The 21652-nt window shown below is 65.9% G+C and carries 17 protein-coding genes; 8 read left to right on the top strand and 9 right to left on the bottom strand.

What is annotated here, in order from left to right; all coding sequences use genetic code 11:
* Positions 1-101 precede the first annotated feature (101 nt).
* The 3 genes from RAMLITH_RS17510 to RAMLITH_RS17500 all read left to right on the top strand — a co-directional run bounded on the left by RAMLITH_RS17510 (position 102) and on the right by RAMLITH_RS17500 (position 4371).
* The gene (locus tag RAMLITH_RS17510; RefSeq protein WP_168108711.1) at positions 102-1187 is read left to right on the top strand and encodes a porin; all 1086 of its coding nucleotides are present in this window, start codon (positions 102-104) and stop codon (positions 1185-1187) included.
* Between the two features lie 584 nt (positions 1188-1771).
* Positions 1772-2023, top strand: coding sequence for a DUF2933 domain-containing protein (locus RAMLITH_RS17505; protein ID WP_202883287.1), 252 nt, complete (start codon positions 1772-1774; stop codon positions 2021-2023).
* A 2-nt stretch (positions 2024-2025) separates the two neighbouring features.
* Entirely contained in the window at positions 2026-4371 is a 2346-nt protein-coding gene (locus RAMLITH_RS17500) for a heavy metal translocating P-type ATPase (protein WP_168108710.1), read from the top strand.
* Positions 4372-4860: 489 nt separating this feature from the next.
* Here RAMLITH_RS17500 and RAMLITH_RS17495 read toward each other — a convergent pair whose 3' ends face one another.
* The 7 genes from RAMLITH_RS17495 to RAMLITH_RS17465 form a co-directional block, all read right to left on the bottom strand.
* Positions 4861-6699, bottom strand: coding sequence for a glycoside hydrolase family 15 protein (locus tag RAMLITH_RS17495; RefSeq protein WP_168108709.1), 1839 nt, complete (start codon positions 6697-6699; stop codon positions 4861-4863).
* 3 nt (positions 6700-6702) lie between these two features.
* Positions 6703-7479: an SDR family oxidoreductase gene (locus tag RAMLITH_RS17490; RefSeq protein WP_202883295.1), complete on the bottom strand. Its 777-nt coding sequence runs from the start codon at positions 7477-7479 to the stop codon at positions 6703-6705.
* A gap of 44 nt (positions 7480-7523) precedes the next feature.
* Positions 7524-10292, bottom strand: a complete 2769-nt coding sequence (locus RAMLITH_RS17485) for an NAD-dependent epimerase/dehydratase family protein (protein ID WP_238344266.1) — start codon at positions 10290-10292, stop codon at positions 7524-7526.
* A gap of 374 nt (positions 10293-10666) precedes the next feature.
* Positions 10667-11026, bottom strand: a complete 360-nt coding sequence (locus RAMLITH_RS17480) for a hypothetical protein (protein WP_168108707.1) — start codon at positions 11024-11026, stop codon at positions 10667-10669.
* Positions 11027-11423: 397 nt separating this feature from the next.
* Positions 11424-12662, bottom strand: a complete 1239-nt coding sequence (locus RAMLITH_RS17475) for a glycosyltransferase (protein WP_168108706.1) — start codon at positions 12660-12662, stop codon at positions 11424-11426.
* A 19-nt stretch (positions 12663-12681) separates the two neighbouring features.
* Positions 12682-14544 (bottom strand): alpha-glucan family phosphorylase, encoded by a 1863-nt coding sequence (glgP, locus tag RAMLITH_RS17470; protein ID WP_202883285.1) that lies wholly within the window; start codon positions 14542-14544, stop codon positions 12682-12684.
* 544 nt (positions 14545-15088) lie between these two features.
* Positions 15089-15448: a DUF4148 domain-containing protein gene (locus RAMLITH_RS17465; protein ID WP_168108702.1), complete on the bottom strand. Its 360-nt coding sequence runs from the start codon at positions 15446-15448 to the stop codon at positions 15089-15091.
* Between the two features lie 463 nt (positions 15449-15911).
* Between RAMLITH_RS17465 and RAMLITH_RS17460 the strand changes: the two genes are divergently transcribed.
* Positions 15912-16991: a porin gene (locus RAMLITH_RS17460; protein ID WP_337786175.1), complete on the top strand. Its 1080-nt coding sequence runs from the start codon at positions 15912-15914 to the stop codon at positions 16989-16991.
* A 207-nt stretch (positions 16992-17198) separates the two neighbouring features.
* Here RAMLITH_RS17460 and RAMLITH_RS17455 read toward each other — a convergent pair whose 3' ends face one another.
* On the bottom strand, positions 17199-17480 hold the full coding sequence (locus RAMLITH_RS17455; RefSeq protein ID WP_168108704.1) for a CopK family periplasmic copper-binding protein: 282 nt from the start codon (positions 17478-17480) through the stop codon (positions 17199-17201).
* A 336-nt stretch (positions 17481-17816) separates the two neighbouring features.
* Here RAMLITH_RS17455 and RAMLITH_RS17450 point away from each other — a divergent pair, with 336 nt between their 5' ends.
* Positions 17817-18083 (top strand): hypothetical protein, encoded by a 267-nt coding sequence (locus RAMLITH_RS17450; RefSeq protein ID WP_168108703.1) that lies wholly within the window; start codon positions 17817-17819, stop codon positions 18081-18083.
* Positions 18084-18252: 169 nt separating this feature from the next.
* Here the strand turns inward: RAMLITH_RS17450 and RAMLITH_RS17445 are convergent, their stop codons facing one another.
* On the bottom strand, positions 18253-18612 hold the full coding sequence (locus RAMLITH_RS17445; protein ID WP_168108702.1) for a DUF4148 domain-containing protein: 360 nt from the start codon (positions 18610-18612) through the stop codon (positions 18253-18255).
* Between the two features lie 478 nt (positions 18613-19090).
* Here RAMLITH_RS17445 and RAMLITH_RS17440 point away from each other — a divergent pair, with 478 nt between their 5' ends.
* The 3 genes from RAMLITH_RS17440 to RAMLITH_RS17430 all read left to right on the top strand — a co-directional run bounded on the left by RAMLITH_RS17440 (position 19091) and on the right by RAMLITH_RS17430 (position 21518).
* Positions 19091-19561 carry a hypothetical protein gene (locus RAMLITH_RS17440; protein ID WP_168108701.1) on the top strand — a complete coding sequence of 157 codons (471 nt, stop codon included), beginning with the start codon at positions 19091-19093 and terminating at the stop codon, positions 19559-19561.
* A 389-nt stretch (positions 19562-19950) separates the two neighbouring features.
* Positions 19951-20577, top strand: a complete 627-nt coding sequence (locus tag RAMLITH_RS17435; protein WP_337786174.1) for an SCO family protein — start codon at positions 19951-19953, stop codon at positions 20575-20577.
* Positions 20578-20615: 38 nt separating this feature from the next.
* Positions 20616-21518, top strand: coding sequence for a F510_1955 family glycosylhydrolase (locus tag RAMLITH_RS17430; RefSeq protein ID WP_168108700.1), 903 nt, complete (start codon positions 20616-20618; stop codon positions 21516-21518).
* Positions 21519-21652 lie beyond the last annotated feature (134 nt).

The raw sequence follows: 21652 nt of genomic DNA, 5'->3' as shown, positions 1-21652 counted from the left end.
ATGCCAGATAACCCGGATGGGCCTCGCAGCGGCGCCGACTTATCGTGCAGATGCTGAACTTCCAGCGTTATCGAACCACCCACGAGTACGGAGAAATTTGAATGAAGAAACCTGTTCTTGGTGTCGCGCTGCTGGCGCTTGCAGGTGCGGCGGCGGCGCAGTCGTCAGTCACCCTGTTCGGGGTCCTCGACGCCCGTGTGGCGCTTGGGCGCGGCAGCATCGCCGACCGGACGCAACTGGCAAGTGCAGGGACCAACACACCCCGCCTTGGCGTTCGCGGCGTCGAAGATCTTGGTGGCGGCATGTCCGCCTCCTTCTGGTTGGAGGCTGGTCTTTTCACTGACGACGGACAGGGCAGTGGCAGCAACGCCAATAACCAGGCGAGCGGCTCAGGACCTGCGGTGGCCGGGCGCCAAGGCCTTGTTTTCAACCGACGGTCAACTGTCAGTCTGTCCAGCGGATGGGGCGAGTTGCGCGCAGGCCGTGACTACATCCCGCAATACTGGAACTTGTACTACGCCGATCCGTTCGGCAACGTCGGAGTGGGCAATCCGATGCCGGCGACCTACACGTTCGGAGGGGTCAACGGGTTCGGTGGCCCAGCTGCCAACGTGGGCGTCTACGCGTCGAATACCGTAAGCTATTTCACTCCGGGCAGCCTCGGCGGGTTCTTCGGGCATGTGCAGTATTACTTCGGCGAAAACCCGCAAAACGGCGCCGCAACCGAAGATGACGGCAGCGGCGGTGGCGTGCGTGTAGGCTACGCGAGCGGCCCCATCTACGCGTCCGTGGCGACTGGCCGTACGAAGTATGCCGCCGGGGACAACCGTCAGAGCAACGCGGTCGCTACGTACAACTTCGGAGTCGCCAAGGTGGGACTGCAGATCAGCCGCGACAAGAAGGGGCCGCTCACCGGCAAGGGCTGGCTGCTCGGCGGCTGGGTCCCTGTGGGTGCCGGCCAGATCCTGGCCAGCTACTCGCAATACGAAACCACGGCCACGGGCAACCCCGAAGGCAAGAAGCTGGCGCTGGGCTACATCCACAATCTGAGCAAGCGCACGGCCGTGTACACCACCTGGGCTCGGCTGAAGAACAGCGGTGGCGCGGCGCTCGCGCTCAATGGCGCAGCGACGGCGCCAAACACGTCTTCGAGCGGCCTCGACCTCGGCATCCGCCACTCGTTCTGACGCAATGGTGTTGCTGCCAGCTCACGCGATTACGGTGAAAGCGGAGTTGGCAGCGCGCCGCATAGGAGTTCGTTGACCGGCTGAAATTGCAAGTTTCTCCACCGGTCCCTTGGCCACGGAGTCCTCCAGCTCCGTGGTCTTTTTACGCTTGGGCGCGCATGCACTTTCGTGTGCGGGCGCCGGCGTGGCACCTGGAGCGCTTGCGCCAGCCACGTACATGGGCGCTGCCGGTGTGGCTTCATGTCCACCTTCCCGCCTCAACCAACTTCACGCTCGGGCGATGGGGCGCCTTGATGCGCCGGCACTGGCGCGGCCCACTCCATTTCTAGCGACGGTCCGGTGATGGATGTCGTGTACAACGCCCGACGTCGCGCTCGGGGCAGCGCCTGCCTCTGTCCGTCAATGGATCAGGCGTGCAGCTATCCTGGACATGACGGAAAGATTACATATGCAGTGAACGCCCGCGCTGGCTCTGCTCGCGTGCGAACATTGGCGCCTCATCTTCACGTTTACTCGTTGTCAAGGCCTATTCTTGTTCCAGCGGCGGGTGCCTTCCGTACCCGCCGGTGTCGAAGGAGCCTGAAATGAACACGACGAATCATGAACATGCCCCGCCTTCGCCCCGCGCGTCGGGAATGAATGCGTCATTGAAAGTTGCTCTGCTGATGGTCGCGGTCATCGTCGGCTTCTTGCTGCTGCGCGAGCACTGGGACCATGTCGCCGGCAAATGGGTGTACTTGTTGCTGCTGGTCTGCCCGCTGATGCACCTGTTCCATGGTCATGGCGGACACGGTGCCCATGGAAAACCGGACGACAAGCCTGCTTCGAGGGAGTGAATATGGAAATGCGATCACGCCACGACCATCATCCGCCGCCAAAGGCGGCGGACCGTCTCAAGGACCCCGTCTGCGGCATGGCGGTCAGCGAGTCGTCGCCGCACCAACTCGAGCATGGAGGACGGACTTACTACTTCTGCAGCGTGCGGTGCCAGGCGAAGTTCGCGGCAGAGCCCGCCAAATTCATCGCATCCGGCAGTGCTGCCCCCGTCGCGGCGCCCGCCACGCCCGAGGCGGTGGCCGGAGCGATCTACACCTGCCCGATGCACCCGGAGATCCGGCAGGATCATCCCGGCAACTGCCCCAAGTGCGGGATGGCGCTGGAGCCGGAGCTGCCCACCTTGGCAGAAGAGGAGAACCCGGAGCTGGTCGACTTCCAGCGTCGCTTCTGGTGGACGCTGCCGTTCACCGTGGCGGTGACTGTGCTGGCCATGGCCGGCCACCGGCTGGGCTGGTTCGACGGCGCCTTGCAGAGCTGGGTCGAGCTCGTACTGACGTTGCCAGTGGCTCTATGGGCAGGATGGGTGTTCTACGTTCGCGGCGTGCGGTCAGTGATCAACCGCAGCCCCAACATGTGGACGTTGATCGGTCTGGGCACCAGTGTGGCCTTCATCTACAGCGTTGTCGCCGCGGTGGCTCCCCAGGTGTTCCCCGCCAGTTTCGTGATCGACGGCCGCGTGGCGGTGTACTTCGAAGCGGCGGCGGTGATCATCTCTCTGACCCTGTTCGGGCAGATCCTGGAACTGAAGGCGCGGTCCCAGACTTCGGCGGCGATCAAGTCGTTGCTCGGCCTGGCGCCCAAGACGGCGCGCCGGATCGGCGGGGACGGTACGGAGGAAGACGTGCCCCTGGCCCATGTGCACGTAGGCGACTTGCTGCGCGTGCGACCCGGCGAAAAGGTGCCGGTGGACGGCGTGGTCGTCGAGGGCAGCAGCTCGCTCGATGAATCGATGCTCACGGGCGAGCCGATGCCGGTCAGCAAGCGCGCCGGCGACAAGGTGATCGGCGCCACCATGAACACCAGCGGCGCGCTGGTGATGCGTTCCGAGCGCGTGGGTTCCGACACCGTGCTGTCGCAGATCGTGCAGATGGTGGCGCAGGCGCAGCGCTCGCGCGCGCCGATGCAGCGCATGGCCGACGTCGTAGCTGGCTACTTCGTCGTCACGGTCGTCGCGATTGCGCTGCTGACCTTCGTCGCGTGGGGCTTGTTCGGGCCGCAGCCGAGCTGGGTCTACGGCCTGATCAACGCGGTCGCGGTGCTGATCATCGCCTGCCCTTGCGCGCTGGGCCTGGCCACCCCGATGTCGATCATGGTGGCCACCGGCAAAGGCGCCACCCAGGGCGTGCTGTTCCGTGACGCGGCGGCCATCGAGAACCTGCGCAAGGTCGACACGCTGATCGTCGACAAGACTGGCACCCTGACCGAGGGCCGGCCGGTCTTCGAGCGCGCCGTCGCTTCCGACGGTTTCGACGACGCCGAGGTGCTGCGCCTGGCCGCGAGCCTGGACCAGGGCAGCGAGCATCCGCTGGCTGCCGCCATCGTCGCGGCAGCGCGCGAGCGGGGGCTGACCTTGTCGAAGCCGAGCCAGTTCGACTCCGAGTCCGGGATCGGCGTGCGTGGCAGCGTCGATGGCAAGGCGCTGGCGCTGGGCAACACCGCACTGATGGACCAGCTCGGCATAGGAGTCGCCGCGCTGGCCAGCCAGGCCGAGGAACTGCGCGGCCAGGGCGCCAGCGTCATGCACCTGGCGGTCGATGGACGCCTGGCGGGCTTGCTCGCGGTTTCCGACCCGATCAAGAAGACGACACTGGACGCTCTGACCATGTTGCGGAAGTCCGGCTTGCGCATCGTGATGGCCACCGGCGACGGCCTGACCACGGCCCGCGCCGTCGGCAAGCGTCTTGGCATCGATGAAGTGCTCGGCGAAGTGAAGCCCGCCGACAAGCTGGCGCTGGTCGAACGGTTGCAGTCCGAAGGCCGAGTGGTCGCGATGGCGGGCGATGGCATCAACGACGCACCCGCGCTGGCCCGCGCCGACGTCGGAATTGCCATGGGTACCGGCACGGACGTGGCGATGAACAGCGCCCAGCTCACGCTGGTCAAGGGAGACCTGCGCGGCATCGCGGCCGCGCGTGCCCTGTCGGTGGCCACGGTGGCCAACATGAAGCAGAACCTCGGCTTCGCGTTCATTTACAACTCGCTCGGCGTGCCGGTCGCCGCCGGCGTGTTGTTTCCGTTCACCGGCTTGTTGCTGTCGCCGCTCATCGCGGCGCTGGCCATGAGCCTGAGCTCGGTGTCCGTCATTGCCAACGCGTTGCGGCTGCGAGGCGCGAGCGGCACCGTCTGATGCGGCAGCGTGGAGCGGCCTTCCGAGCCAGCGGCCTGCGTTCCGCGCGCGGCGCGTGCGCTGGCGTCTGCCTTCCCGCGCCTCGTCGAGCTGGCGGTGGGCGCAGCGCGCTGCGCAGGGACCGTTCGCTAGTGCTGATGCGACGAGCGTGATCGTGGTGTGGATTGGCTGTTGTACGTGTCGTTCGCCGCACATGCCCCAAGCAGGAGGATACCCAGGAGCATTGCCAGCGTTGCGTAGCGCTTCATTTTCTGCCCGTTCTGTGTCAAAAAAAAGGCCACGGAGCGGGGGCCCCGTGGCAGAAGAGGGCCGGACGAAGAGCTTTGCGGCTCGACACAGACCCACTGGAGGTACTCTTCCATGCGGTTGTGCACCTGCATCAACCGAAAGCCAGCATACGCAGGTTGGGTGTCAAACAGCCTACGTCCGGATTACGAATCTGTCATGTCCGGGTCGCGCAGCATTGCCTTCGACAAGCCCACGAGTGCATCAGCAATGAGCAGCTTGACTGTTCCCGTCACTGTTCCCGCTTTGGGTTACCTGCCGCCGCTGCACCGGACCGTGCGCAGACCCGAGATTCCGTGCGGTATCTGCGAGGGCGAGGTGACTGAAGGCCTGCGGAAAGTTGCCCAGCTGGCGGCCGGCCACCGGATCGTATTCCTCGGCGAGCAGCCCCAGGTCGTTGCGCAGCGACAGCAGCCGCTCGAACATCGCAAGCGCCTGCTCACGCCGGCCCTGCAGGAGCAGGTTGTCCACGAACCAGAAGCTGCACGGCAAGAACGCGCCTTCACCCGGCGGCAGCCCGTCCTGGCCACGTGACGTGTCGTACCGCAGCACCAGGCCGTCGCGCAGCAGGCGGTGCTCGATGGCGGCGAGGGTGCCTTGGATGCGTGGATCCGACGCGGGCAGGAAGCCGACCAGGGGAAGCAGGAGCAGGCTGGCGTCCAGTTGGTCGCTGCCGTAGGACTGCACGAACGTGCCCAGCCGCGCGTCATAGCCGTGGCTGCAGGCGTCGCCGTGAATCCGCTGCGCCATGTCCCGCCAGTGTTCCAGTGGCGCTTGCAGCCCGAACCGCTGCGCCGCCCGCACCGCGCGGTCCACGGCCACCCAGGCCATGACTTTCGAATGGGTGAAGTGTCGCCGCCCTCCGCGGACCTCCCAGATGCCCTCGTCGGGCTGCTCCCAGACGGTGCACAGATGGTCGACCAGCGCCCGCTCGAGATCCCAGCCGGCGTCCGGCGCCTCCAGCCCGGCGCAGCGGGCCTGGTAGAGCGCATCGGCGACTTCGCCGAACACGTCCAGCTGCAACTGCCCGTGTGCGGCGTTGCCTACGCGCACGGGTCGCGCGCCCTCATAGCCGGGAAGCCATGGCACTTCCCATTCCGGCAGCCGCCGCTCGCCGCCCAGGCCATACATGATCTGCGCGCGCGCCGGCAAGCCGGCGACCGCGCGCAGCAGCCACTCGCGCCAGGCGCGGGCCTCGTCCATGTAGCCCGCGTCCATCAGCGACAGCAGCGTGAAGGTCGCGTCGCGCAGCCAGCAGTAGCGATAGTCCCAGTTGCGCGCACCGCCTTGCTGCTCGGGCAGCGACGTGGTTGGCGCCGCCACGATGGCGCCCGTGGGCGCGTAGGTGAGCGCCTTGAGGGTGATGTGCGAGCGCAGCACGGCGTCGTGCCACTCGCCTTGGTGGCGGCAACGCGCGGACCACTCGGTCCAGAATGCATCGGTTCGCCGCAGTGCCGCCTCGGCGTCGACAGGCGCGGGATCGGGCAGGTGAGACGGGGTGTACGACAGGCTGAAGGCGAAGCGGTCGCCGGCGCGCACCGGGAAATCCGCAAGTGTGCGCAGGTCTTCACCACGCGACGGCACGGGCGAGCGCAGCACGACCTTGTCCGGCCCAGCGATGGCGCGGATGCCGCGGCCGTCTGGCAGCCGCGCGACCCAGGGCACGGTGCCGCCGTAGTCGAAGCGCAGCACCAGTTCCATCCGCAACTGAACCTCCCCGCTCAAGCCCGAGACAATGCGTACCAAGTGCGGGGAGACACCGCGCACCGGCATGAAATCGGTCACCACGGCACAGCCCGATGGTGTCTCCCATCGCGTCTCCACGATCACCGTGCCGGCACGATACCGCCGCTGCGACTGCGCCTGCACGTCGACGGGTGCGAGCAGCCAACGTCCGTGTTCCGGCGTGCCGAGGAGGGCCGCCAGCAGCGCGCCGGAATCGAAGCGAGGCCAGCACAGCCAGTCGACGGAGCCATCGCGCCCGAGCAAGGCGGCACTCTCGCAGTCGCCCAGCAAGGCGTAGTCCTCGAGCCTGAGCGGCATGGTTCAGCCACCTTCCCGAAATGCGGGGTACAGCGCCATGCCGCCGTCGACGAACAGCGTGGTGCCGACCACGTAGTCGGATGCGTCGCAGGCCAGCCACAGGGCCGCCTGCGCGACATCCGCAGCGTCCCCGACGCGGCCGTACGGGATCAACCGGAGCAGCTTCGCCTCGGCTTGCGCGGTGCGCCACGCCTCCTCATTGATGCTGGTGCGAATCGCACCGGGTGCGAGCCCGTTGACCCGGATGCCCAGCCCGGCGACCTCTTGCGCGAGGCTGCGCATCATCATCATGACGCCGCCCTTGGACGCGGCGTAGTTCACGTGCCCCGCCCACGGGATCACCTCGTGCACGGAAGACATGCAAATGATCTTGCCGCGTGCGCGGGACGCCGCGGTGGCGGGTTGCACGAGGAACCGGCGCACTGCCTCGCGGGCACAGAGAAACTGGCCGGTGAGGTTGACGTCCAGTACCCGCTGCCACTGCTCCAGGGTCATCTCCTGGAACGGCGCATCTTGCTGGATGCCGGAGTTGGCGACCAGGATGTCGATGCGGCCGTAGGCGCGCTCCAGCGTTGTGAACATAGCCTGCACCTGGGCCTCCGCAGCGACGTCGGCCCGAATCGGGACGGCCTGCCCGCCGCCGCGCCGGATGCGTTCCACCACCTGTTCGGCCTGTTTCGGGTGGGAGCGGAAGTTGATGCCCACGGCGGCGCCGGCGCAGGCGAGCGCCTCGGCAACCGCGCTCCCGATGCCCGAGCTGGCGCCGGTGACGAGGGCCACCTGACCCTCCAGGGAAAGAGCGGATGAACCTGCCACGGCTTTCCTCAGATCACGAAACGGTCCCAGCTCGCGTAATGTTCGCTGCTGCGCCGCCCGCGCGGCAGGCTCAGGGCGGCGAGGACCAGCCCCAGCACGACGCTGGCGGCTGTCCCCAGCCCCGAAGCGCCTTGCAGCGCCCATGGGGCGATCATCAGCCAAGCGCCGAGCAGCACGTTGACAAAGCGCAGCGGGCGGGCCACTTCGGCAGTGGCGATGATGGCCACCGTGATGGCGAGGGCACCCACCACGTGGTCGCTGTTGGCCATGGCGCCCTGCGATCCGAACAGCAGGCGGGTGAACATCAGGACGGCGCCCATGGCCATCGACGCGAGCAGCGTCCACGGCAGCGTGATGCCGCGCACGGTGTCGTGCCAAAAGCCGCGGGGGCTGGAGAGTGCATCGGCAGTATCTTCCTTTCCGCCTTCGACCGCACCGCCGCGGAAGAAGGTCCGCCATACCGGTCTTCCGGTGCAATGCACCCACCACAGGTACTGCCCCATCGCGACCACCTCGTCGATGGCGAAGGGGATCATGACCAGCATGGCCAGGCCGGCGAGCAGCGCGGGCGTGCTCCAGGTTCCGATCACGATCGGCTGGATGATGATGAAGTAGACGCTGGTCACGCCGAGCGGGATGACCAGAATTCCGAAGAACGTGACCATCCACGGCATGGTGCGCCAGCGGTCGCGCGTTCCCATCACCGCCATGAGGATCTCCAGCAGGTAGCTCACCGCACCCAGTCCCGCGTCCGGGATGGGCCAGGCGCGTGACACGTCCGAGGTGATGATCTCCTCCGTGCCGTTGCGCGGGTCCTGCAGGCTGCCGGCGAAGAACGGCTCCCACACGCCGTCGACGTGCCCGAGCTGGTAGGCGGTGAGCATCCGCGAGATCAGCAGACCGATCAATCCCATCGCGGCGATGGGCAGGCGCTGGGCCGCGGTGGACGGGCAATAGGTCCAGCCCGGCGGCACCACCTTCGGATCCATCATTCCCTCCATGCTCATGCCAGGCATCATCGGGACCAGCACTGAAAACGCGATCACGAGGGCGCCGACCAGGAGGTCGTTCTGGGTTTGCGCGGCGCTCGGGCTCCAGAAGACGAGGGGCGCGAACAACAGCCAGATTCCGGTGAAGGCCACGGCCCACTGCGCGAACCAGGCCGTGCGCCGCGACAGGGAAAGCGCGGCAAACAGCGCCACCAGCAGCCCGCTGACCACGTCGCTCACGGCAAGCGCCTGCATGCGCCATTCAACAGGAGGAAGGCCACGCTCCTCGGTCACCGCGAGCACCAGCGGGGCGGCGGTGGCGCTCGCCGCCTGGAAGGCCAAGGGGCTGGCAGCGAGCCACAGTCCCAGGCCGATATTCGCGTAGTGCGCCCAGCGCGTGCGGCGTGCGTCCTCGCCCATCATGCCCATGTGGTCGTTGGGGCCGTGCGCCACGCCTTCTCCGGTGATGCCGGGGGGTTGGTCGGCTGGGTGGCCGTGCTCGCCGTCGTGCGCCTGATCGGAGGGGCTGCGCGCCGCCGGCGCCCGCGGCTCCTTTCGCTGGCCATACCACGCCACCAGCGCGGCGTTCAGCTTGTTCGTCCTGTACCACGCCGTAGGATCCTGCCGCAGCGCGGCCACCATCTTGGGCAAGGTGGCGCGCAAGCTGTGCCGAGGCTCCCACTCGAGCAGCCGCCGGGCCTTGGCGGTATCGAGCACGTAGTGGTCGCTCGCCTGCTCCACCATCCACGGCTTGATCGCGGTGTCTGCGCCGATGACCTCGCTCTGCAGCCATGCACCGGCCTTGGCCAATGGCCGCGGCACGCGGATGGTGCGCCACTCCTCGCCGTGCAGCGCTTCGCCGATGATGTCCTGAATTTCCGCGTAGCCCAGCGCCTCCGGCTCTCCGACCAGCAGCGCCAGCTCTGGCGCCAGGTGGCGCCGCCGCTCGACGAGGCGCGCGATGGCGTCGCAGAGATCGTCGACATGGAGAAAGGACTGGCCGGCGCACAGCATGCCCGGGTACACGTGTGAAATGAGGCGGTGTTCGTAGATGCGGGCAATCTGCTCTGCCAGGAACGGTGAGTGGCCGCTGTCGTCGTACACCCCGGCGATGCGCAGCAGCACCAGGGGGATTCCCTCGTGCCGCTCGCGCAGCATTGCCTCGGTACGTACCTTGGACTCGGGATACGGCCAGGACGGCTCGATCGGTGAGGATTCGTCGATTCGCTCGTCGGGATTTCCTGAGGGCCTGTGGACGAGCATGGTGCTGGCATACAGGAACTGTCCGACTTCGAACGCCTGCAACGCGTCGATGAGCCGCCGCGTGCCCTGGACGTTAACCGTTTCGTACAAGTAATTGGGTTCGCCCGAGATGTCGTAGTAGGCCGCGAGGTGAATGACCGAGGCGATCCTTGGCCCGAATTGCTCCCGCAATTGCGCCAGCGCGTCGCGCACCGCCTGATCGGACGCGAGATCGAATGCGATGGCGTGGGCTGGAGATGCCGGCTCGGGCGGACCAGCGCGGTCGAGTGCCACGACCGTATATCGGTCGGCGAGCCGCTTGATCAGCGCGCTGCCGATAAACCCGGTGGCGCCGGTCAGGACGACTGTCTCGCGGTGCTGCTCTTGCTGCATGGCTTGTGCGAATAGGTGTGCGTGCGGAGGTGCGAGGCACCGCCTCCTTGAGCAGCCCGTCGGGGCCCGGATCCCGCGGGGGCAGCAAACAGGAGTGCGAGTATCCGTTCGGGCATGCGGAGCCGGTGTAGGACACCATTGACGTTCCGGCATCTTCGACACGCCGGTGAACTTTGCGGCCGGGGGTCCCTCCACCGCACATCACTTCACGGCATTCCATGCCTTAGACGATCTGACACCCGGGAGGTCTGCAGTGAAAATGCAACGTATCGCCTGCTCGTCCATCGATGGGGGGTCAAAGTGAGCACCGCGGCCCGTGCCGGCTGGATGGCTCTTGTCGTTCTCGGTGCCTTGGTCGTTCTGCGGCACCGCCGCGTTTGCGAGGCTGCCGCGCTCGATCCTGCGCAGGAAGAGGATCGCGCACCGGACGGCACTCCGCTCGAGCACTACGCCGGCTGAGCCTCGCCGCGTGAGGCGCCCTCCAGTGGGGGGCGGCGGCCCCTCTCCGTGGCGAGGCAGGCTGGCGGTCAGGCGGGGTACTGCGCCTGGAAGGCACGCTGCTCGGCCGGGCTCTTCACGGCCGGGGGGGGCGGGTTGTGGGCGATCTTGTCGGTGCACACCCACTGCCCGTTGACTCGCGCATACGTGTGCGCGGGGAAGACATAGCCCATCTCGCCGCCGACGAACTGGCCGCCGTCGGGCGCGACCGGGTTGGCGCGGAAGGCCAGGTACTCGTTGGTGACCTGCTCGCGCGTGAGGCTGCTTTGCACAGGCTGGTCGACCCAGCCTTGCTCGCCGCCGACGAAGACGCTGACGGTCTGGGCGAAGGCCGAGGGAAGCGCCAGGGCGGCGAGGGCCAGGACGATGCTGCTGGTGCGAACGGACATGGTGGACTCCTTGGTCGATTTGCGGTGCCGGCCCTTGTGGGGCTTGGGCGCGATGCAAACCCTTGCATCACGGTTCCTACTGTAGGGAGCGCGCCCCCGCAGGACGCTGACCAGCGCATTACGAATACGTCATCGCAACAGCCCCTGGTCCGGGCGCCAGCGGCGTGCGGGGTTCGGTGATCTCAGGTCGACGCCGGAAGCGAAGACTGTTTTCAAGCCCATTCCCAAAGTCCAGGTTCACGTGCACATCTGGGCCTGCAAGAGTTCGGCGACGGAGCAGTACTATCACGCACCGTGCTGACGCCGCGTCGGACCCAAGACTCCCGACCGACGCAGGTGTGGACCTGCAGGAGACGATGGGGAACCATGAAGAGTGAGACACCCCGGGCCGGATCTCTCAGGATCGACTCACCATCGGCGTCAAGTGGCTGTGAATGACCTCGGCCCATTTGAATCTGGTCGCCGTGCGGCGTGCGTGGTGCCGCATGCGGCGCGCAAGCTGCGGCTGCGCCCTCAGTCGCAGCAGTTGCCCGACGACTTCCGCGGGGCTGTCCGTTTGCACGGAGATGGAATCGAATCCGGGGGTGGCGTATTCCTCACCCGTGGCGCCCAGGAAGCTCAAGCCGCCACAAGCCATGGCTTCGAGACCGACCAGACCGAAAGGCTCAAAGGCGCTGTTTGCGAGAACGCCCTCGCTGGCCTGGTACAGCACTTGCAGCTGAGCGCGCGACAAGGCGGTCTCGACGAGAAGCATGTCTGCACCGCCGCTGGCCGCGATCTCCCGGCAAAGCGCGAGGGGCGTGGCTTCTGCGCATGATATCTGGGTTGTGACGAGGCCAATGGCAGCGGCCCGCGCCGCGACTTCGCTTCCGTGGGCCTCCATGCCACCTCGCGCGACAAACAAGGGCCGAAGTCCGCGCGCTTTGAGCTGGGCGACTGTGTCGACGGCCATGAGCCAGTGTTTGTCAGGATCCCAGCGAGCCACTTTTGCCAGAAGCAAACGTTCACCGGCCAGAGTCCTCAGCGCTGCAAGAGCTTGTGGGTCACATGGCTCGAACCACTGCCTGGCTATGCCGTTGGGGATGACGAGCGGATCCACACCGTATTGCCGCATCTCGTGCTTCATGAAGCGGCTCACGCTCGTGATGATCACCCCCTGGCGCAGCGTGGCCCATGGAACACGCAGGAACCCGAAGGTATTGTTCGCATTCCAGAAGCAGCGGACCCGCTTCGACCAACCTCGTTTCGAGACGCGTACCGAAATATCGACCATGCTCCAACTGGTGTGCCACTCCTCGCCGATCACGATCACCGAACGCCCCGCCGACACGAGCTCCGGAAAGAAGTGCTGCTCGAGCCAGCCGGGCAGCGAAGCGGTCCAGTCGCGCAGCTTTCCCTCCTCGCCGTCGTAGACGCCGCCCGGGTGGTAGCGACTGATCCACTGGCACCAGCGATGCAAATGAAGATGGCCGCGGCAGCTCACCTCGTGGGGTGGCAGGTCGGGGGCACCAACAAAGAACAGGTGGGTCTCATAGCCGCCCTCCGCCAGTGCGGTGGCAAGTCCGCTGACCCGGGCACTCAGGCCGCCGGCGCGCGCATATGGGTCCGGCCCCTCAAAGCTCAACAGGACGAACACGGGTGCGCAGTGTCCCATTTCACGGCAGGTACGCGTTGCTTGCATATTGCTGCACCATCCGGTGGGTGTTGAAATACGAGGCGTTCAGTGCGATGCAGTGGCGCATCATCTCTGTCCACCGCTCGCGGCTCCAATAAAACATCGGAATGACGTCGTCCTCGAGCTTGCGATAAAGGCTATCCGCGTCAGCTTGATCGGCTGCCTCCGTCGACGACGGATCTTCGCGCAGTGTGCCGATCGACCACCCCGTGACCCCTTCGATATGGCCCTCGAGCCACCAGCCATCCAGCGTACTGAGGCTGGGGACCCCGTTATGGGCCGCCTTCATCCCGGACGTGCCAGACGCTTCGAACGGCCGGCGCGGTGTGTTGAGCCAAAGGTCGGCTCCGGCGACCAACAGCTTGGCCATGTTCATGTCGTAGTTCTCCAGGTAGACGATGGGAACCACATCTGCCAATTGCCGAGCTACTGCGAGCACGTGCTGGATCAACTTCTTTCCGTCTTCGTCGCTTGGGTGTGCCTTGCCGGCGAAGACAAGCTGAAGGGGGCCGGCTTGGTTCACGATCTGCCGCAACCGGGCGATGTCGGTGAAGACGAGATCGGCCCGCTTGTACGCCGTCGCACGGCGTGCAAAGCCGATGGTCAGTGCGTCCGCCCTCAAGGTGATCCCGCTGCGCTCGCGGACCAGCGAGAGCAGACGGGCCTTGGCTTCAACGTGCGACTGCCATATCTCGCGCGCCGGTATGGCTATGGCGTGCCTCAACATCGAGGAATCGCTTTCCCACCCGGGCAACCAGGCGTCGAAGAGGAGTTTGAAGCTGTCGCACGTCCACGTAGCCGAATGAACGCCGTTGGTGATGTGATGGATTGGGTACTCGGGAAACATCTCCCGCGTCACCTCGCCATGTCGCCGCGCCACACCGTTGACGTACCGGCTGAGATTCAGCCCGAGCAGGGTCATGTTCAGGCGGTCGGAGCCGCCAAGCATCTGCAGCAGCGACGAGGGAACGTCCCGCGGCAACACGCGCTGAACCAGCTCATAGTCGAACTGGTCGTGTCCGGCTGGCACGGGGGTGTGAGTGGTGAAGATGCATCGATCTCGCACCACGTGAAAATCAGGCGGCGGCGGATTTGCCGACGCGCCTTGGTCGAGCAGTTCCAAGGCGAGCAAGCTTGCGTGTCCCTCATTCATGTGGTACTTGCGCAAGCCGGTATAGCCAAGCGCATGCAACATCTTCACGCCGCCGATGCCGAGCAAGATCTCCTGCGCCATCCGATACGCTTGATCGCCGCCATACAGATGCTGCACGAGGGACCGGTCCTCGGGACTGTTGCCGTCCATGTCCGTATCCAGCAGAACCAGTGGCACGTCGTAGCCATCGTGGCCGACGATGGTGTACTGCCACGCGCGCACCTGCACCGTTCTGCGGGCGATTTGAATCTGGATGATCGGTGTGAGTAGCTGAAGGAGGTCCTTCACCTGCCAATGGGCCGGGGCTTCATGCTGGCGTCCCGAATCGTCCAGGGTCTGATCGAAATATCCCTCGCGATGGAGAATCGACACGCCGACGACGGGCAGCCGGAGGTCGGCGCACGACTTCAGCATATCGCCTGCCAGGACCCCCAGGCCACCTGAATAGGTTGGCATGCTGTTCTGCGCAGCAACTTCCATCGAGAAGTAGGCAATATGCCGCCACGCCGGGCCACGCTGCGCCCCAGGCTCAGTGGACGCGCCCATATAACGCTCTGGGTGCGCCAGGAATTCGTCTCGGCAATACGCGGAGCAAAAATGCGCCCGCCTTTCCCCCAACTGCACCACCAAGGCGTGGTCCACCCGCACGGGCATGCCGCAAACGGGGTCTGTTTCGCTGGTCTTCGCCACGGGCGGGCTTCGTTCAAGCCGCATGGCGCAAGCCGCCTGCGGGTGAGAACGATCCTCTCAAGCTCCCGGTGACAACGGAGTGACGGGCGAATTACAAAACTGAAATGGGTGTTTATGAGCTGCAGGCGCTCCGATGAAGCCCCGGCGGACGAGCGGCGCACCAGGCCGATGGCAGCCTCGGCGGCAACCTGAGGCTTCACGTGACGCCTCGTGTCGAGGAAGAGGGCGTATCAGGCTCGCCGAACAACCGAGCGTAGCGGTGAAGGCCCCTTCGAAGTCGCACGGTGCTTCGCGTCCGAAGCAGGCCACGCGGGTTTTACTGGCAGCTCGAAACTGCCCCTCGACCGCGGCGGGCGCCAGCCCATCCGCGCGGGCTGTAGGGATGCTGCACCTGTTCTGATGAGTGCCTGAACCCTGATGGACGCTCCTGCCCGCTCGACTGAAGCGGTGCGATGCTCGGTGTCGGCATGGCGGGCTGGCCGACGCTGTCCAGGCCTGCCGAGAAGGGGCGGCGGCCCCTTCGCGTGGCGAGGCAGGCTGGCGGTCAGGCGGGGTACTGCGCCTGGAAGGCACGCTGCTCGGCCGGGCTCTTCACGGCTGCGGGCGGCGGGTTGTGGGCGATCTTGTCGGTGCACACCCACTGCCCGTTGACTCGCGCATACGTATGCGCGGGGAAGACGTAGCCCATCTCGCCGCCGACGAACTGGCCGCCGTCGGGCGCGACCGGGTTGGCGCGGAAGGCCAGGTACTCGTTGGTGACCTGCTCGCGCGTGAGGCTGCTTTGCACAGGCTGGTCGACCCAGCCGCGCTCGCCGCCGACGAAGACGCTGACGGTCTGGGCGAAGGCCGAGGGAAGCGCCAGGGCGGCGAGGGCCAGGACGATGGTGCTGGTGCGAACGGACATGGTGGACTCCTTGGTCGACTTGCGGTGCCGGCCCTTGTGGGGCTTGGGCGCGATGCAAACCCTTGCATCACGGTTCCTACTGTAGGAAGCGCGCCCCCGCAGGACGCTGACCAACGCATTACAAGTACGTCATGACCGTCAGCCATTACACAAAGCAAGCACCGCGGCGGTCCCTGCTCGTCGGAGTGCGCGGCGCAGCCGCTGTTGCTGAAGCGCCACTCGCCGCCAGCGAGTCGGCGCTTGAATGCTTGACGCACGTCAAGGCGCAGCGGCGCGCAGCCGAAGATTTCATTTTTGTAATGTTCCTGTCGGTTTCCAGAGAGGGAGCGCTTCCTACGGTGGCTCTTGTCCCTGGATTTGCAGCCGGGACAACATTGAGAAGGAGACTCACCTCACACATACATCATCCTCAGCTATTTCACGCGCCGGCTCGGCGTTGGCACTGCATGAATACCCAATCAATATGTTGAACAAGAAATTTTCGATGAAGAAGACTCTTTTCGCTGCGGCACTGCTGGCGAGCGCCGTTACAGTGTCCGCACAGCCGTCCATCACGCTGTTCGGCGTGGTGGACGCGCGAGTGGCAATCGGCCGTGGCAGCCTCGCCGACGCCGTCCAACTCACCAGCGCAGGACTGAACACCTCGCGTCTGGGCTTTCGGGGCTCCGAGGATCTCGGCGGGGGCCTCGCGGCGTCGTTCTGGCTTGAGGCAGCGCTGAGCAACGACAGCGGTGCAGGTGGACCTACCAACACCAACAACCAGGCGAGTGGAGCGGGGACGGGTAGCAGCGGTTCGCAGGGCCTCACGTTCGCGCGGCGCTCCACGGTGAGTCTCACGGGCAGGAACTGGGGCGAACTGCGCCTCGGACGCGAATATGTGCCGCAGTACCTGAACCTGCTGTTCGATCCCTTCGGCAACGTCGGTGTGGGAGTGCCGTTGACGCTCTCGTCCATCATCACGGGCGTGACGTCTACGCGCGCTTCCAACGGCGTTGCGTATTTCCTGCCAGCCGGTCTCGGAGGCTTTTACGGCACCGCGCGGTACTACTTGGGCGAGAACTCCCGTGACGGCGCGGCCACGGAGGACGACGGCAATGGCGGCGGCGTGCGGATCGGATATGCGAGCGGCCCGCTTGACATGGCCGTGGCGACCGGCCGCACCGAGTACGCCAGTGGCGACACACGCCAGACGAATATCGGCGGGTCCTGGAACTTCAAGGTGGCGAAGGTCTTCCTCGTCATTGGGCGCGACCGCCGCGGCGCCCTGCGCGGGCGCAGTTGGGAAGTGGCGGGCGTCGTACCGCTCGGCCGCGGTGAGTTCAAGCTGGCGCTCTCCGACTACAGCACTGATGCCGCCGGCAACCCAGAATCCAAGAAGGTTGCGCTAGGCTACGTGCAGCACCTTAGCAAACGTACCGCGCTCTACACGACGTGGGCCCGCGTCGAGAACAGTGGAGGCGCAGCTGCCTCGCTGAACGGTTCGAGCACGGCGGCGAACGCTTCCTCAAGCGGACTGGATCTGGGCATACGCCACAGCTTCTGACCACGCATCGGGCGGCGATCAAGGCTGCCGCCCTTTTCGGTACCTGCGCCCTCGCCGTGGGCAGGTGTGAGCGCACGCTGAAATGGGGCGCTTGTCCAATTGGCTGGCATTGCACGCCCCATTGTTTTCGGGGCGTGCCTTGCAGGCCGTTGCGAACGTCTGTAAGTCTCGCGCAAGCGAGAGCCGGAACAGGCGCTCGGGTGCGACTCACGCACCACCGATTTCCATTCGGCGGATGCAGTCGAGTCGCGCGGTTTCATTGCCCGCCATCCGGATCAGTTGCCCGTCACGCGTCACCATCGTCTGGCCCTCCGTCATGGAGACGCTGCGGCCGAACTTGTCCTGCATGGCCATCTTTCCGTCCTGGAAGATGTAGACGGACGTGCCGTCCTGCAGCGGCACCGTTTTTGCGACGTTCGACAGATCGTGCGCGAGGGCTGCGGTCCCGGCACCGAGAATCGCTGCGGTGATCACCAACTTGCTGAGCATCTTTCTCTCCAATAGAGTGTTACGAGGAGCAGGTCATCCATGCCTGCATGGTGAAGTATCGACACGGGCGGTGACAGCACGCGGACGGATGAATGACATTTCTGAAATGTGGAACTGGGGAGCGCCGGCTTAGCCATGAAATGGCCTGCGGTGACCTGCCCGCGCCGAGCCTCGCCGGCGTACCATGTCGTCTAGCCGCCAGGTCAGCGAAGCCGGCGCAACTATTGTGATAGCCAGCCCCGCGCTGACACCGAATGAAGCAAGCCTCTCCTGACGGGTACAGTGCGGCGACTCTCCTTTTTTGGCTACCACCACCCAACATCTGGAAGGATCACCATGAAGAAGCCTCGTTTCTTGTTGACGTTCGGCGCACCCTTGTTCCTGGCCGCGGCGTTGGCCGGCTGCGCGATGCCAGGCCACCACGGACACATGGATCATGGGAGTTCGCACGACATGGATGCGGCCGCGATGTGCGACATGCACAAGAAGGAAATGGCGGGCAAAACCGCCGCGGAGCAGCAGGCGCTCATGCAGGAGCACATGAAGTCCATGTCACCGGAGATGCGCCAGCGCATGCAGGAAATGCACGCGCGCTGCCGATAGGTCCCTGCTGCCCGGCGGTTCCCTCACGCCAACTGCTCCCGCGACCGTGGCGGTCCGCGTGCGTCAGAGGCCGGTGCGATGCACGGTGTCGGCACCGCGGGTTGGCCGACGCTGCGCAGTCCTGCGGAGAAGGGCGGTGGCCCTTCTCCGTGGCGAGGCAGGCTGGCGGTCAGGCGGGGTACTGCGCCTGGAAGGCACGCTGCTCGGCCGGGCTCTTCACGGCCGCGGGCGGCGGGTTGTGCGCGATCTTGTCGGTGCACACCCACTGCCCGTTGACTCGCGCATACGTGTGCGCGGGGAAGACATAGCCCATCTCGCCGCCGACGAACTGGCCGCCGTCGGGCGCGACCGGGTTGGCGCGGAACGCCAGGTACTCGTTGGTGACCTGCTCGCGCGTGAGGCTGCTTTGCACAGGCTGGTCGACCCAGCCGCGCTCGCCGCCTACGAAGACGCTGACGGTCTGGGCGAAGGCCGAGGGAAGCGCCAGGGCGGCGAGGGCCAGGACGATGGTGCTGGTGCGAACGGACATGGTGGACTCCTTGGTCGATTTGCGGTGCCGGCCCTTGTGGGGCTTGGGCGCGATGCAAGCCCTTGCATCACGGTTCCTACTGTAGGAACCGCACCCCCGCAGGACGCTGACCCGCGCATTACCAATACGTCATGACCGCGGGCGCCCGACCTTCGACCGTCGCCGACTCGGACGGGCCTCACTCATGGAGCATTGGATCCAGCACCGCTGCCTTCCCTCATTGATCGCTACAAGCGAACCCGGATCGGGCTAGCAGACGTGGTGCTTGACCGTGGGCTCGATGGCAGTTCAGCGTCACCGTGGGTAGCAGCCTCGCGGCGACGCTCACCGCCGTTCCAACGGTTGGTAACGCGACAGCACAGACGAGCTTCAGGTGCGGGAACTCCAGTCGAACGGCTGACTCAGTCGGGACGCAACCAGTATTGAGGTGTGGAGATTTTTCGCGGGGTAGACTACCCAGACCGGCCGCGAGGGCTGGATGAACCAAGACGTGATCTCAGCGACACAATCCTTTAAACGACTGATCTGCCGAGTGCTGATCGGACTGTTTGTGTTCGCCCAGCTTTCCGTAGCGGCCTACGCCTGTCCGGACCTGTCTCGATCAGGCGCCCACCACTCGGACAACGAACCCTCGGCTAGCGTAGAGATGGTGTCCGACACCACCGGTGCGGACGGACCCGCGCACGGGCTGCACACGAGCGGCGAGCACAGGTACGTGGGCATGGATCCGGGATCGCCGAACCTGTGTATGGGGCACTGTCAGGCTGGCAATCAATCTGTCGACTACACGCCGGCGCCTACCGTTTCACCGGCGCTGATGACGGTGATGTACACGCTTCCTCCTGCCGAAGAAGCCGTGGCAGCACCCCGGACGAGCTTGCTCCTCGGCGGCCAACCGGGCGCGAGCGAGCCGCCGCACGCGATTCTTCACTGCTGCTTCCGGGATTGACCTGGCGGGGGCCCCGCCGCGCGGGCTCTCGAGCGAGTGGCGCAGTGGGCAGCCCCTTCCGTGGCGCGCCCATCACAGGCGCAGCAGCTCTGCGAGCTTTTTGTCATCTTCCGATCGGCCGCAACGCCGAACGTGTGTGTATCCATTCCCAGAGGCAAATCGATGTCCTGCAGCCCAAGAATTATGGTCAAGACCGCTGCCGCTCTCGGCAGCATCCTTGCCATCGCGTATCTGGCGTTTCCCGAAGCGCGCGCATGGTCCTCATGATGGTCATGACGCAAAAGCCTGACGGGAGCGGATCCTGCGCCCCAGCTGAATCGCCGCGCTGGCCGGGCGGCGGAACCGACCGGCCGGCCCGAAGTGGCGCACTCCGAAGAGGTACCGGTAAGGTGAATCGGCAAAGGCATATTGCGGTGGTGCGACGGGCGGGGGCGCTCGGGGCCGTCGCGCTGGCGCTCGCCGGCTGCGGCCAGCGATCCGAGGCGCCTGCCGCACCGTTCCACTCGGTCGACATCAGTGCCGTGGAGTGGGGCCGTGACTTCGATCTCACCGATCACAAGGGCCAGCCCAGGAGCCTGACGGACTTCCGCGGCAAGGTGGTCATGATGTTCTTCGGTTTCACCAACTGCCCGGACATCTGCCCGACCACGATGGCCGACATGGCTCAGGTCATCCGCAAGCTCGGCGAGGAAGGCGAGCGTGTCCAGGGGCTCCTCGTAACCGTGGACCCGTCACGCGACACCCCCGAGGTTCTCGGCCGGTATGTCACTGCGTTCCACCCCGCATTCCTGGGCCTGCGTGGCGACGCCGCCGCGATGAAAGCGCTGGCTGCGGAATTCAAGGCGTTCTACGCGGCGCGCCAGCCTGAAGCCGGACACGCTCACGACGATTACATGGTGGACCACACCCGTGCGATCTATGTCTTCGACCGCCGCGGAAAACTGCGGCTGCTCATGACCAGCGGGCGCACCGTCGACCAAATGGCCGCCGACCTTGCCCTGCTCCTGAAGGAATAACGCCCACCCTGTGGCGGCTCTCTGATCAAAGGATTCACATGCTCTCCATCACACGACTCCTCCAGGCCCTCCTCATCTTCGTGCTGCTCCCCGCCGGCGCCGTGCAGGCCGACCCCGTGACCCTCCTGCACGTGCACGGGTTGGCCTACTCGGCCGACGGCAAGCAGCTGATGATCCCCAGTCACCACGGCCTGGCCATCTACGCCGAGGGGCGCTGGTCCAAGGCGCCGGGGCCCGCGCACGACTACATGGGCTTCGCGGCCACGCGCGACGCGCTGTACAGCAGCGGCCATCCGGCGCCGGGCTCCGGCTTCGTCAACCCCTTCGGGCTGATCAAGAGCCGCGATGGAGGCAGAACCTGGCGGAAGCTGGGGCTCGAAGGCGAGTCCGACTTCCATCTGATGACGGCGAGCCACGGCACCAACACCATCTACGTGTTCAACCCGGCGACGAACTCGCGCATGCGTCAGACCGGGATCCACTTCACTCTCAACGACGGCATGAAGTGGCAGGCCGCGGCGGCCAAGGGGCTGCGCGGACGGCTCGCCACGTTGGCCGTGCACCCGTCCGATGCGCGGGTCGTCGCGGCTGGCACCGCGGAAGGCCTGTTCCTGTCGCGTGACGCCGGCCAGAGCTTCGAGCGCATCACAGCCGTCCAGGGCGTGCTCGGTACGCATTTCGACCTGGACGGGCACTCCCTCTGGTTCAGCAGCCATGCCGGCAGGCCCGGCTTCGCACGCATCGCGCTCAAGCCAGGAGCCAAGCCCGAGGAAGTGCCCCTGCCCGCCTTGTCGGAGGACGCGATCTCCTACATCGCGCAGAACCCGGCGCGCCATCACGAGGTCGCGGTGGCCACCTTCAAGCGCAGCGTGTTCGTCAGTCCCGACCGAGGGCGTACTTGGAAGCAGATCGCAGCCCAGGGCACCGGCCAGGACCATTGAAGATGAACCCAGTACTCAAGGTGGCCGTCGGGGTGCTCGCCGTCGTCGGCGCGATTTCGCTGGTCGGGGCAACGGGCATGGCTGTCATGCACTACTCGATCATGGGTGGATTCGGCTGTTAGCAGGCGAGTCCA

The organism is Ramlibacter lithotrophicus, assembly GCF_012184415.1.
GTDB classification, from domain to species: domain Bacteria; phylum Pseudomonadota; class Gammaproteobacteria; order Burkholderiales; family Burkholderiaceae_C; genus Ramlibacter; species Ramlibacter lithotrophicus.
Note: the sequence above shows the minus strand (reverse complement) of the source record. Positions and strands in the feature narration are given on the sequence as shown.